The organism is Telmatospirillum siberiense, assembly GCF_002845745.1.
GTDB classification, from domain to species: Bacteria; Pseudomonadota; Alphaproteobacteria; order Rhodospirillales; family Magnetospirillaceae; genus Telmatospirillum; species Telmatospirillum siberiense.
This window is the reverse complement of sequence record NZ_PIUM01000016.1, coordinates 1-13,179: the sequence shown is the minus strand read 5'-3', so window position 1 is coordinate 13,179 and position 13,179 is coordinate 1. Positions and strand designations below refer to the sequence as shown.

Annotated in this window: 8 protein-coding genes; 3 read left to right on the top strand and 5 right to left on the bottom strand. The window is 62.3% G+C overall.

The features are described 5' to 3' along the window. Window positions 1-636: 636 nt before the first annotated feature. The 3 genes from CWS72_RS14210 to CWS72_RS14200 all read right to left on the bottom strand — a co-directional run bounded on the left by CWS72_RS14210 (window position 637) and on the right by CWS72_RS14200 (window position 5,706). Entirely contained in the window at window positions 637-2,733 is a 2,097-nt protein-coding gene (locus CWS72_RS14210; RefSeq protein WP_158240653.1) for a methyl-accepting chemotaxis protein, read from the bottom strand. A 218-nt stretch (window positions 2,734-2,951) separates the two neighbouring features. Continuing rightward, window positions 2,952-4,358, bottom strand: coding sequence for a methyl-accepting chemotaxis protein (locus CWS72_RS14205; RefSeq protein ID WP_101251286.1), 1,407 nt, complete (start codon window positions 4,356-4,358; stop codon window positions 2,952-2,954). A gap of 151 nt (window positions 4,359-4,509) precedes the next feature. Further along, window positions 4,510-5,706 carry a hydroxysqualene dehydroxylase gene (locus CWS72_RS14200; RefSeq protein ID WP_101251285.1) on the bottom strand — a complete coding sequence of 399 codons (1,197 nt, stop codon included), beginning with the start codon at window positions 5,704-5,706 and terminating at the stop codon, window positions 4,510-4,512. 167 nt (window positions 5,707-5,873) lie between these two features. On the opposite strand from CWS72_RS14200, the gene CWS72_RS14195 reads away from it, so the two are divergent. Continuing rightward, the gene (locus tag CWS72_RS14195; RefSeq protein WP_101251284.1) at window positions 5,874-6,713 is read left to right on the top strand and encodes a phytoene/squalene synthase family protein; all 840 of its coding nucleotides are present in this window, start codon (window positions 5,874-5,876) and stop codon (window positions 6,711-6,713) included. Here the strand turns inward: CWS72_RS14195 and trmFO are convergent. After that, window positions 6,710-8,053 (bottom strand): methylenetetrahydrofolate--tRNA-(uracil(54)-C(5))-methyltransferase (FADH(2)-oxidizing) TrmFO, encoded by a 1,344-nt coding sequence (trmFO, locus tag CWS72_RS14190; protein WP_101251283.1) that lies wholly within the window; start codon window positions 8,051-8,053, stop codon window positions 6,710-6,712. The two genes, CWS72_RS14195 and trmFO, sit on opposite strands and share 4 nt — an antisense overlap. A 170-nt stretch (window positions 8,054-8,223) precedes the next feature. On the opposite strand from trmFO, the gene CWS72_RS14185 reads away from it, so the two are divergent. Continuing rightward, window positions 8,224-8,634, top strand: coding sequence for a DUF4170 domain-containing protein (locus CWS72_RS14185; RefSeq protein WP_101251356.1), 411 nt, complete (start codon window positions 8,224-8,226; stop codon window positions 8,632-8,634). Between the two features lie 21 nt (window positions 8,635-8,655). Here the strand turns inward: CWS72_RS14185 and CWS72_RS14180 are convergent, their stop codons facing one another. Further along, window positions 8,656-10,341, bottom strand: coding sequence for a methyl-accepting chemotaxis protein (locus CWS72_RS14180; RefSeq protein ID WP_101251282.1), 1,686 nt, complete (start codon window positions 10,339-10,341; stop codon window positions 8,656-8,658). A gap of 648 nt (window positions 10,342-10,989) precedes the next feature. Here CWS72_RS14180 and CWS72_RS14175 point away from each other — a divergent pair. Further along, window positions 10,990-12,882, top strand: a complete 1,893-nt coding sequence (locus CWS72_RS14175) for a methyl-accepting chemotaxis protein (protein WP_158240652.1) — start codon at window positions 10,990-10,992, stop codon at window positions 12,880-12,882. The last annotated feature ends 297 nt before the right edge of the window (window positions 12,883-13,179 follow it).

Below are 13,179 nucleotides of genomic sequence, written 5' to 3'. Positions count from 1 at the left end.
TGGCACCGGCGTCCCTGCCCATAGGCGCTAGCTTAAGCCCTCTCCCGCGTGAAAGCGGGAGAGGGCGGCGCCCGCGTCAGCGGGAGGGCGGGCAAGATCCGAAGCGAAAACCAGAGGGAGAACACTGTCTCCCAACGCCTTTCCAGAGAAACACAGATGAACGGGATGAACACAGATAAGCACAGATGAGCTTTTTCTTTATCTGTGCCCATCTGTGTTCATCTTGTTCATCTGTGTTCCCGATAATGGCGCCACGGATCCAGCAAGATGCGGGATGCGCCCCCCTCTCTCCCGCTTGTCCGCGGGAGAGAGGAGATTTTTCTTATGCTAGCGCATATGGGCAGGGACGCCGGTGCCACTCGCAGGATTGCTTCGTCTTTGGCTCGCGGACGACAGATTTTTCTCCATCAAAAAAAAGATGGGTGAATGCTGTAGCCCACGAAGTGGGAGAGGGTGGGGCCGCTATTGCGGGAGGGTGAGGGGGAAAGTTGCACGAAGCCCGAGAGTTTTCTTCCGCCTGTCGGCGGGATGCCCCATCCCAACCCTTCTCCCACGAGGGGAGAAGGGCTTTTGCCTAATTACCTGAGTGGCGTTTGAGCAATTGAAAAAACGGAGTTTTTTCAGCGTCACCCAAGCCTAGGCGGCCCGCACCCCATCCAGGAAGCCGGCCACTTCGCTTTTCAGGTCCGTCGACTGGTGATGCATGCTGTCGGCCGCGGCGCGTACCTCGTCGGCGACCGAGCGCGATTGCGAAACGGCGTCGCTGACGTCTCCCATCAGTTGGGTGATGCGGCCGGCGGCTTCCGCCACTTCGTGAACATTGCGGGCGATTTCGCCGGTGGCCGCGCCTTGTTCCTCGATCGCCGCGGCGATGCCGGTGGTGATGCCGCCCATTTCCCGGATGACCTCCGACATGGCCTGAACACCACCGACGGCCTCTTCGGTCATGCTTTGAATCTGGGCGATCTGCTGGGATATCTCCTCGGTGGCCCTGGCCGTCTGGGTGGCCAGAGACTTCACCTCCGAGGCCACGACGGCGAAGCCTTTGCCGGCCTCTCCGGCGCGGGCCGCCTCGATGGTGGCGTTCAAGGCCAGCAGGTTGGTCTGGCTGGCGATATCGTGAATCAAAGTGATGATCTCACCGATTTTCTGGCTCGCCGTGGACAGGCCGGAAATCGACTGGTCGGTCGTCGCGGCCTTGACGATGGCCTGGTTGGAAATTTCGGTCGACTGAGCCATTTGCCGGCTGATTTCGGCGACCGATGATGACAGTTCCTCGGTGGCGGCGGCGACGGTGTTGACGCTGGTCGACGCCTCATGGGCGGCTGCGGCCACCGAAGCCGACGTCTCGCTGGAATGCTCCGCCGTATCGGCCATCACCTTGGCGGAATGCACCAATTGAACGACGGCCTGTTCGACGGCCGAGAGATTGCCGCCGACGCGGTTGTCGAACTGCCGACAGAGGGTATCGAGGGCGGCGGCGCGCTGGGCCTGCTGGCGTTGTTCCTCGGCGCGGGCCTTTTCCTCGGCTTTGGCGCGCTGGCCATTTTCCCGCAGGACGATCAGCGCCTGCGTCATCCGTCCGATTTCGTCGCCGCGCGTTCCCGAGGGAATGTCGACCGAATAGTCCTGTTCGGCCAGGCGGCCGATCAACGTGGTCAGGGAAAGGATGGGGCTGCTCACTCGCCGCGTGACGATAAGAAAACCGAAAGCCGAGAGGAACAGCGCCGCAGCCATCAGAAGGACGCCGATGATGAGATTGCGCAGGGTCAGGCCGGCCTGGCCATCCGCCCGAGCCACCATCTGGTCCAAGGCCAGATTGACCACATCGACCACCAGGCCATTGGCCTCGGTGTCGCCTTTTCGCAGATCGTTGATGGCGATCCCGGGGGCCTCGCCGGCGATCAGTTTTTGCGCCAAAGCCACTTGTCCGTCGTAAAAAGATCCCGAGAAATTCAGTTCAGCCTTGCCGACACCGGTTGCCAACGCTTTCGGCGTATCGGCCCGCGCCGCGGCCTCCTTGACCAGTTGCCAGGAAAGCAATGCGCGGGCGCGGTCTTCCCGCCAACCGATCATGTCGGATTGTGTCCAGGCTTTCCCGCCGGCCACCGCGGTTTGCGTGCGGACCGATGCCGAACCCAGGTAAAGCCGTGTCGTCCATGCCGCTCTTTTCACGGACAGGAACTGGTCGACCAGTGGATCGGTCAATTTCATCGACGCCTCGAGAAGATCGCTGGTGGCGATCACCGCATCGAGAAGGTTCTGGGTGATTTTCGGATAATCCTGGATCAGAGCGGCATCCCGCGCGGCTTTGCCCTGGCGCACGGCGGCATCGGCTTTCGGGCGGAGCGTGGCGACGGTATCATGGGTGGAGCGCAGCGCCGAAACCACCGCCGGCAAGCCGGTGATCTCGATGGACTGCAGGGCCGCGACGCTTTCGGCGTATCCTTCTTCCGCCGTACGGCGATAGATCATCAGGTCGGTTTCCGAGGCGGTGTCGATCGTCGCCTCGGCGGCCAGGCTTCCCGTTTCCACACCCCGCTCCAAACGGACCGCCATCAGTGTCTTGAAAAGGCTGCGGCTCGCCGAGGCGAGCCGGGCGACACGGTGCGCATCGGCATTTCTGCCGACCGAATCGATCAGCGTGACAGAAGTTTGCAACAGCAAAAGCAGGCCCATGGTTCCAAGAACCAGGCCGAGGATGGTGCGGATAGACAAGTGACGCTTGGGCATGGGGGATTCCTGCATTTCTCTCGTAAAAAGAGAGGTAATGTCTTTAAATTCAATCTAAAATAGATGGCGTGTGATGAAACCATACGTTTCATACTAGCGCTTCGATAATTTATCATTAAAATTTATTATACAATAAATTTATGTATTTTCTGGAGCAGCGCTCTGCGTGTGATGCGTTTTGCCACGAAATTCCTCCGTTCCGGTTATGGCCGCGCGGTCTACCTCACCCGATAGCCGAGCCGAAAACCTCCCCAATGCCGGCCCTTGACCAGGATCGGAGCTGAGAGATCCTTCATCAGGACGAACTGGTTGCCCCCCATGTCGCGGCGATAGGTCTGCAGGAGAAACGGTTGCGTGTTGCGGCCGGCGCGCAGGCCGGTGCGATCGTTGAACATCCGGCGGTTGCGACAGTTGGCGTTGTTCCACACCGGATCCTTGCCCTGCGGACGGGAGAACTTGAGATTGTGGGTGGGCAGATAGCCGTTGCGGTCGACGGCGGCGCAGAAGGCGACGCGGGCGTCGAAGTCCAGCAGCGGTTCCTGAAGGGCGGGCAGTGTCGCGTCGGTGAAACTGGTGAAGCGGGTGGTCATCTGTTGTGGATCGCTGCCGGGAACCGGGCGGTAGTCCTCATCGAACAGATCGTTGATGCCGAGTCGCCCCGAATCGATCGCCTGCTCGAACAGGGTCCCGATCTTCGTCGCGGTTTCGACGACTTTTTGGATGAAGGCGCTGTCCCCGGTGGATAGACCGGCACCAGCGACCAGATTCATCAGTTGTTCGCCGTGTTCAAGGGCCGCCCGCACCCGATCGTCGGCCCGCTTCAGTGTTTCCGTCGTCGTCTTGACGCCGGCGAAAAAACTGTCGATTTCCCCCAGCACCTCCTGGCAGTGGCTCAGGCTGTCCGACGCCGCCCCCGAAATGCGGTCGACCTTGGAGCCGACCGTTCCCATGGCGACATTGAACCCCTCCAGGGCGCCATTGATGACTCCGACGCCCTGATTGACCGATCCGGCAATGCCGATGGTGGCATTGCTGCTGTGGATGAGCTGCCCGATATTGTCGGACAGTTCGCCAACGGTGCCGTCGATGCCCGTCGTCGCGGTATCCGTCTGCCGGGCCAGCGTCTTCACCTCCGTGGCGACCACGGAAAAGCCTTTTCCCGCCTCACCGGCGCGGGCCGCCTCGATGGTGGCGTTCAAGGCCAGCAGATTGGTTTGGCGGGCGATGCCTTGGATATGGCGCGACATGCCGCGCACCGCGGTCAGCGAACTCTCAAGCGACCCCAAACGCTCTTCGATTCCCTGAACCGAGGCGACCAGTTGTTGGATGTCGTTCAGCGAGGCGGCGACGGCGGAGAGGGATTGCGATGATTGGACGGCGGCCTCTCCCGTCACCTGACTGGTTTCCCGGCCGGCCATGTCGATCTGGCCGATGGAGTCGCGCAGGCCGTGGGTCAATTCCCGCAGATGGGCGAACAGCGTTTCCTGGTGCGCGACGAAATGCGTGACGCTTTCGATGGTGCCCGAAATTTCAGCGACTTCCAGGCTGAGGCTTTCCACCTTTTCCAGCATGGCGGCGACGAAGGCCGAAAGGTCGCGTTCGCCGGCCGTCAACTCCTGCGTCATACCCTATCCCTTTCCTCTTAGGCGTCACCGCCGCCGTCGTCTCTATTTTTTTGAGACGTTGATAAGGCGAGACTAACTCATTCATAGGTTGTCTGGCAGTCCCTAAGTGGGGATCTTCCGGGATAGGCGGAAGGGTAGGGTATCGTTCGATTTAACGGATGTTGAGCGAGGTCTCCACCGCACGCGCGGCGATTTTGCCCGAACGGATGGCTCCTTCCAGCGTGCAGGGAAGACCGGTGGCGATCCAATCGCCGGCCAGGAAGAGATTGTCGCCGGCAAGAGTCGCCGGCCGCAACGCTTCCGTCGCCGGTGAATGGAAAATCGTCGCGCGCTTTTCCTTGATGACCCGCGAGGCGATAGGAGTTTCCTTTATTTCCAGGGTCTTGGAAACGTCTTCCCAGAGCAGCTGGCGCAGCTCATCGACCGATCGTTCGGCTACCGCTCCGGCGGCCGATACCGTCACCGATACCACATGGCCGCGCAGGAACAGCCATTGCGCGGTGCCGCCCAGCACGCCGACAAATCCGCCGGAAGGCAGTGTTCGTGGCGGCGCCGGGAGACGAAAGTGGGCGTTGACGATCGGGCTGGCCGGCAGGGTCGGCAATCCCGGAAGCAGTCCTGCGGCGACGGCCCAGGGCACGGCGACGACCACGCGGTCGGCCCGGCCCAGATGCACGGTCTGGTCGTCGAAGTGCAGTTCGGTGGCGAGGCCGTTTTCACGGACCAGCCGGCGGAGCGGATGACCGAGGCGGACGGTGGCTCCCGCCAAGGTCAGCGTGGTCAGGGCCGGCGTGACGAAGGTGTCTGAAAGCGAGTCGCGGACGACGAACGGGCGGCTTGCCCTCTGGCCCCGCCACAGGGTCCGGGCGAGGACCCGGCGGAAGACCGCGGCGGACGCCTCTTCGGCCGGCGTGTTCATCACGGCCAGCGCGATCGGTTCCCAGAAGCGGCGATAATCGCGCGTATGGGCCAGGCAGTCTCCGATGGTGGCGTCTGGAGATCCTTTCATCCGCCAGGTCGAGGCGATCAAGGATGGCAGCAATCTCCAGGGCGTCGCCGTCCAACGGGTACCATCGTCCAGATCGATCATCGGAAAAGCGGTAGGCGCGCCGACGAGACGGTCGGCGGCGCCGATTCGGCGAAGATAGGCGAAGAGGGCATTGTTGCCGCCCACCACCATATGAGTGCCATTGTCGATGATCTCGCCGATCGAGGGTTCCACCCATGAGCGGCAGCGGCCGCCGGCTTGTCCGGCGGATTCATGCAGCACCACATCGATGCCGGAATCGATGGCCGACAGGGCGCAAGACAGTCCGGCCAAACCGGCGCCGATCACGTGCAAAGTCATGGAAAGAGGTTTCTCCCGAAGATCTCTTTGGTGCGAATTCGGGCAAAACAACACCGAGAGGCCGGGAGAGCGCAAGCGAAAGGTGGCCTGCGGGTCGGTTTGTTCCTATCTTTTCGTTGTCGAGATGTCGTCTTCACGACTTTCCCCCATTTCCGAGACGGGTTTGAATGTCCGCTTCCGCCCAGCTTTCCGCTCTTGCAGAACAGGTCAGACGCCTGGATCGTGATCGGTTCGGGACCGTCCTGTTCGCACCGCCCGAGCGGCGCGAGGATTTGTTCGCACTGTATGCCTTCAATAGCGAGGTGTCGCGAATCCGTGAACTGGTGCATGAACCTTTGCTGGGACGAATCCGGTTGCAATGGTGGCGCGATACATTGGACGAGGCGCGATCGGGCGGGAAGCCGGCCCATCCGACCGCCGTGGTCCTGGGCGAGGCCGCTCTCCGTCATTCCTTGTCGGCGGAGCCCTTCGAGCAACTGCTGGCCGCCCGGGAGCGCGATATGGAAGCTGAGCCCCCGAAGGACGCGACGGAGCTTCTGGCCTATGTCGAGGGTGCGGCCGGCGCGCTGAACGTCATCGCCCTGGAGATACTGGGTATCCGTGATCCCGAACCTTTGTCCGCCGCTCGGTCTGTCGGCATCGCCTGGGGTTTGACCGGTCTATTGCGGGCCGTTCCCTTCCATGCCGGGGCAGGGCGGTCCTATCTTCCGACGGATCTTCTGGCTGAGCGGGGGCTTGTCTCGGGGGATGTTCTGGCCGGCCGCCGGTCACCCGGTCTGTCCGGGGTGGCCGAGGTCCTCGCCGACATGGCCCGCCGCCATCTGGCGGAAGCCCGCCGCCGGACCGTTCCCCGGGCGGCGCTCCCTGGACTGTTGACGGCAACGCTTGCCGAGAGCTATCTGCGGGCTTTGGCGAAGTCCGGATTCGATCTTTTCGAGGGGACTTGGTCGACGCCCAGGCCGCAGCCCTTGCGGCTCGGCTGGGCGGTCGCGCGGGGGCGTTTCTAGGTGTGGATCCCCAGCCAGTCCGCCAGATCCCGCCTGGCCCGGAGGGCGTAAAGCTTCTTGCGTTCGCGTCCCTTGATCCGACGCCCGCGTTCGTCACGGTCGTCGGTGGGTTCGGGGAATAGGCCGAAATTTACGTTCATCGGCTGGAAGGTTTCGGCCTGGGCGCCGCCGGTGATGTGGTTGAGAAGAGCCCCCAGCGCGGTTGTCGCAGGGGGGAGGGACGGCGTCCGTTCCGTCCGTTCGGCGGCGGCGAAGCGGCCGGCCAGCAGACCGACGGCGGCGCTTTCCACATAGCCTTCGCAACCGGTGATCTGGCCGGCGAAACGCAAGGCGGGCCGGACTTTGAGGCGCAGGGTGGAATCCAACAGGCGGGGGCTGTTCAGGAAGGTATTCCGATGCATGCCGCCGAGGCGGGCGAATTCCGCGCTCTCCAGACCCGGAATTTGGCGGAAGATGCGAACCTGTTCGGCATGCTTGAGCTTGGTTTGGAAGCCGACCAGATTGTAGAGCGTGCCCAGAGCGTTGTCCTGGCGCAACTGGACGATGGCGTGCGGCTTGATCGTCGGCTCGTGCGGATTGGTGAGTCCGACCGGCTTCATCGGGCCATAGGCCAGGGTTTCGCGGCCGCGCTCGGCCATCACCTCGATGGGCAGGCAGCCTTCGAAATAGGGCGTGCCCTCCCAATCCTTGGGCATGTGCTTTTCGCCGGCAAGAAGTTGGTCGATGAAGTCTTCGTAGAGCGCCTTCGTCATCGGCAGATTGATGTAATCCGTCCCGGTTCCCTTGTCGTAGCGCGACTGGAACCACGCCTTGGAGAAATCGATGCTGTCCTTGAAGACGATGGGGGCGATGGCGTCGAAGAAGCTGAGCGAGGCCTCCCCGGTCAGGGTCCTGACGGCGTCGGCCAGCGGCGGGGAGGTAAGAGGGCCGGTGGCGACGATGACCTGATCCCAGTCCTCGGGGGGCAGGCCGGCGATTTCCTCGCGCAGGATGGTGACCAGGGGATGCCCTGCCAATTCCGCCTCGACGGCCTTGGCGAAGCCCTCGCGGTCGACGGCCAACGCACCGCCGGCCGGCACCTTGTGGCGATCGGCGGTGGCCAGTATCAGCGAGCCGGCTTTCCGCATTTCCTCATGCAGCAGGCCGACGGCATTGTAATCGGCGTCGTCCGAGCGCAGCGAATTGGAACAGACCAGCTCCGCCAGATCTCCGGTCGCATGGGCTTCCGTCGAGCGATGCGGACGCATCTCGTGAAGGACGACGGGAACTCCCGAGACGGCCAGTTGCCAGGCGGCCTCGCTGCCGGCGAGACCGCCGCCGATGACATGGACATGTTTCATGGCCGCTCACTTAAGTCGAAATGCGCCGGATGTCCAGATCCGGTCGATTGTCCGCCCCTGAGCCTTGGCGTATAAGCGTGGGTGAGAGCCGGCTTGGTTAGCCCGTTGAGGGCTCGGTGATCGGTTACGATCACCGAGAGTTGGTATTAAGGGCGAGGGGAATGCAGTCGATGGACATTCGCAATTATTACGTGGTCGGCGGCGAATATGCCGACACCAATTTCGAGACCCTCGCGCCCGGCGCGACCGAAGAGCGTTACGGTCCTTTCAGTGAAAAGGAGGCGCATGACACCTGGAGGTCGCTGACCGGCAAGACGGTCGACAACGCTCTGGTCCGCTATCGCATCAAGCCGGGGGACGCGGTTTCAGACGCCGTGTGGTTTGTGGTCGGCGGCGAATATGCCGATGTCGATTTCGCCAGGATCGCCACCGGCCAGAAACTTGAAACCTATGGACCGTTCAGCCGTCCCGAGGCCCTGGCGGTATGGCGTTCGATTACGGCCAAGACGGTCGACAGCGCGTTGACCCGTTACGACATCGTCACCGTCGAGGAACTCGATGTGATCAAGAAGACGGCGTAACGGGCCGGCTCTCACAGGTTCTCAGGCTGTCCGGACCTCGGCCAGGAAAGCTTCCACCTCGCTTCGCAGTTGTGCCGCGTCGCGCGAGAGCGATGCCGCCGAATTGAGAAGCGTGGTGGCGATCGAGCCGGTTTGCGACACGGCTTTATGGGCGGCGGTCACGTTTCCCGAAACCTGCCTTGTGCCTTCTGCCGCCAGATCCACGCTGTTGGCGATCTCGCGGGTGGCCGCGCCTTGCTCCTCGACGGCGGCGGCCACCGTCGCGGTGATCTCGTTCATTCCGGTTACGGTTTTGCGGATTCCTTGAATGGCCGCAACAGCCGCTTCGGTCATCGTCTGAATTTCCATCACCTTGGCCTGGATTTCATCCGTCGCCTGGCCTGTCTGGGTGGCCAGGTGCTTGACCTCTCCGGCGACAACGGCAAAGCCCTTGCCGGCATCGCCGGCCCGGGCCGCCTCGATGGTGGCGTTCAGCGCCAGCAGGTTGGTCTGGCTGGCGATGCCGCTAATCAGGGCGACGATGTCGCCGACGCGTTTCGCCGAGTCGGCCAAGGCCACCATCGCGTCGTTGGTACGATTGGCCTCGGCGGCGGCCCCTTCGGCTATCTGGGAGGATTCAGTGACCTGCCGCGAGATTTCGCCGATCGAGGAGGACAGTTCTTCAGTGGCGGCCGCGACGGTTCCGACATTGACGCTGGTCTTGGAAGCGGCGGCGGCGGCGGCTTCGGTCTGCTGGTCGGCTTCGGCGGCGGAGGCCGAAACGGCATTGGCCGACGTTTCCAATTCTCCTGCCTGCAGGGCCATGCCGTCGACGACCTTTTTGACGGAGGATTCAAAGCTGTCGGCCAGCTTGTGCATGGCCTCCTGCCGCTCGCGGGCCGAGGAGGCCTTCAGGCGGTCCTGCTCGGTACGCAAGGATTCGGCCTCGATCGACCGGGCTTTCAAGATGTCGACGGCCTGGGCCAGGCTGCCGATCTCGTCACGCCGGTCGAGCGCGGGAATATCGACCGACAATTCACCCTCGGCGATCTGCTTGGTGACCCGGGTCAGCGTCAGGATCGGTCCGGTGATGCGCCGGCCCAGCCACCAGGCGAGGCCGAAAGTGAGCAGCGCCAGGGTTCCAATGACGCCGACGGTACGCCAGGCGTTGGTCAGATAGGCCTCGTCGACGTCGTCGAGATAGATTCCCGAGCTGACTGCCCATTTCCACGCCGCCGTCTGTTTGGAGTAGGTGACTTTGCGGACCGGCGGCGTATTGGGCGTCTTCGGCCACAGATAATAGCTGAACCCGCCCCCGGCCTCGGCCTGTTGCATCTGATTTCGCGCGTAATAGGTGCCATTGGAATCCCGGTTGTCCATCGGCCGGGTGCCTTCCAGGGCTTTGTTCATGCCATGAGCGACGACCGTGCCCGTCTTGTCATAGGCGCTGACATATTGGTCGTTGTCATAGCGGATCGCGCGAAGGGCTTCCTTGGCGGCGTCTTGCCCGGCAGCCTCGGCGATTTCGCCTTTCGCCACCTTGTTTTCGAAAGACTCGACGATCTTGACGGCGGCCTCGGTGATCACTCTGGCCCTGGCCTGCCGTTCCGCCAGGGTGATGCCGTTGTTGCTGCGCACGGAAACAAAACCCACCGCCGCCAGGGCGATGACGGCGAGCAGGGGGATGATCAGGATGCGACCGTTGAGACCTTTGATGGCGGCAAACACGATTTTATGGCTCCTGCGTCCATGTCGCGGCGGATGGATTTGTGAAGGTTGATTACCTACGCGTCATTAGAAAACTTAAAGTAATTTAGGTCAAGGTGTTGCAATTATTATCGCAATTCTATCGAGGCGATTATGCGGATGTGTCTATAGTCGGTTTGTGGGGCATGTGGCGTATGATATGTGGTCTCGTCGCATATCGCGGGTGGTGCCGTCGGTGCGTTGTTTTTGACAGATGAAAATACATGCGACAAGACTATCCTCGCGATGATGCATTTTCTGGTAAAATAGGCTATTTTATATATAATTAAAGTCATATATTTGTTGCTACAGGCCATGTTAATAGATTTACATTCTAATGAAATTATTTATATATTTTTAGTTGAGTCTTTAAAGAATAGAAATTCGTAAAATAATGATCCTGAATCAGGGTGGAGTCGTATCATGGGATTTCTCGGAAAGCTGTCCATCCGTGCTGTGCTTGGTCTTTTAGTCGGTCTCATGGGGCTGTTGTTGGTAGCGGTAAGCACCGTTACCTTGTTTGAGGCCATGCATGATTGGTCAAATACGAACCGTATAACGGATGCGACCATATCCAGTCGGTTTTTGTTCAAGACTATTATGGCGACGCGAGTCGAACGCGGAGCCGAAATGACGGCGACCGCCGCCGAAGCCGCGGCCGACACGGCGACGGAATCCCGGATCGCCAGTTTCCGCAAAATCTCCGAGGAGGGATACGCCGAAAGCGTCTCCGCTTTGGCCAAGCTCGACGTCGCCGGCTTGCCGGCGGTGGTCGGACGCCTGAAATCGGCGCATGAGGCGATGGCCGCGTTGCGGCCGAGAATCGATGGCGGGATCCCGAAGGGCAAGGCCGATCGGGATCCCGCCTTGGTGGGGGACGTGACGAAGGTCGCCGGTGCCTATCTCGACACGCTTTATGAAACCAGCGATCTGATCGAGGCGTCCCTGAAATTGGTCGATCCGATGGTTGATCAGCTTCTGACGGTAAAGCGCAATGGTTGGGCCATTCGTAATTTCGGCGGCCTGGTGGCGGTCCGCATCGAAGCGGCCGCGGCACGCGGTATCGGATGGAAACCGGAAGATGTGACCAGTGCGGCCGGAGACGCGGGCCGTGCCGCCTATGCCTGGTTGCTGGTCGGCGAGGTCGCGGCCCGTCCCGACGCTCCTAAAAGTCTGGTCGACGTCGTGGAAAAGGCCAAAGGTTATTTTGTCGGTCCCATGGCCGACGAACGCAAAAAATTGATCGATACGCTGAGTGCCGGCACGCCTATCAGCATGGCCATGATCGATCTTCAAAAGCGTGATACGGCGGAACTCAATCTGATCGTCGACGTGGTCAATGCGGCCTTGGACGAAATGGTGGCGCGGGCCGGAGAGCGGCATGGGCAGGCGAGCCTCTCCCTGTTGCTGGCCGGATTGTTGCTGGCCGTTGCCGTGTTCCTGACGGTCAGCGGCTTCCTGGTGGTCACCCGGCATGTCAGCCTGCCCATTCAGAGCATGACCGGCGCCATGCGGCGCCTGGCCGACCATGATTTGCAGGTTGATATCCCCGGAGTGGGCCGGGCCGACGAGATCGGAGCGATGGCCGGGGCCGTGCAGGTCTTCAAGGAGAACGCCTTGCGCGCCGACCGCCTGGCGGCCGAACAGGCGGCCGAACAGACGGCGCGCGAAGCGCGGGGCAAGCGGCTGGAGGAACTGGCGCACCGTTTCGATCAGGGTGTTTCCGTCGTTCTGGAGAGCTTCGACGGCGCCTTGGGCGACCTTGAGAAGACGGCGCAGGCGATGGCTTCCAATTCCCAGGAAACCACGCAGCAGGCGACGACGGTGGCGGCGGCCTCGGAGGAAGCGTCGACCAGCGTGCAGACGGTGGCGGCGGCGGCCGAGGAATTGTCGTCCTCGATCGCCGAGATCGCCCGGCAGGTCGAACAGTCCAGCCGGGTGTCGCAGGCCGCGTCGGACGAGGCCAGTCATACCGACGAGATGGTGCGGGGGCTGGCCGAGACGTCGACGCGGATCGGCGACGTGGTGAAACTGATCACCGACATCGCCGGGCAGACCAATCTCCTGGCGTTGAACGCCACCATCGAGGCGGCCCGCGCCGGGGACGCCGGCAAGGGTTTCGCCGTAGTGGCGGGCGAGGTGAAGAACCTGGCCAACCAGACGGCCCGGGCGACCGATGAGATCAGCACGCAAATCGGCGCGGTGCAGGCGGCGACGCAGCAGGCGGTGACGGCCATCGGTGGTATCGTCTCGCGGATCCAGGAGATCAACGAGATCGCCGCCGCCATCGCTTCCGCCGTCGAGGAGCAATCGGCCGCCACCGCCGAGATCGCCCGTAACGTACAGCAGGCGGCCTCGGGAACCCATGAAGTCTCGGCGACCATCGGCAGCGTGACCCGCTCGGCGGCGGAAACCGGAACCGCCGCCGAAATGGTCCTGGCCTCGTCCGAGACCCTGTCGTCGGGAGCCGGCCAACTGAAGAGCACGGTCGGCGACTTCCTCAAGGGGGTCCGCAGCGTCTGATGCCATGGGGTTCCGATCGATCCACGGATAAGGATGCGGTCGGAACCCCCGTTCTTTCCGGGGCTCCGCGGGGAGGGGACGACAGGGCAATCGGGTGAACCCGCTTGCCTTGGTTTAAATTGTTGCCCCTCAGGCGCCGGGCGGCGGACATCCGTCCGCCTCGGGCTTCCTCCGCTAAAGCTCCGGCGATCGCGGTAGGGACGCTCATTGCTGAGCGCCCCCCGCACAGATCCGTACGTGCGGCTTTCCCGCATACGGCTCCCACCTCGGGTATTTGACGGCGAACCTCTGGTTCGG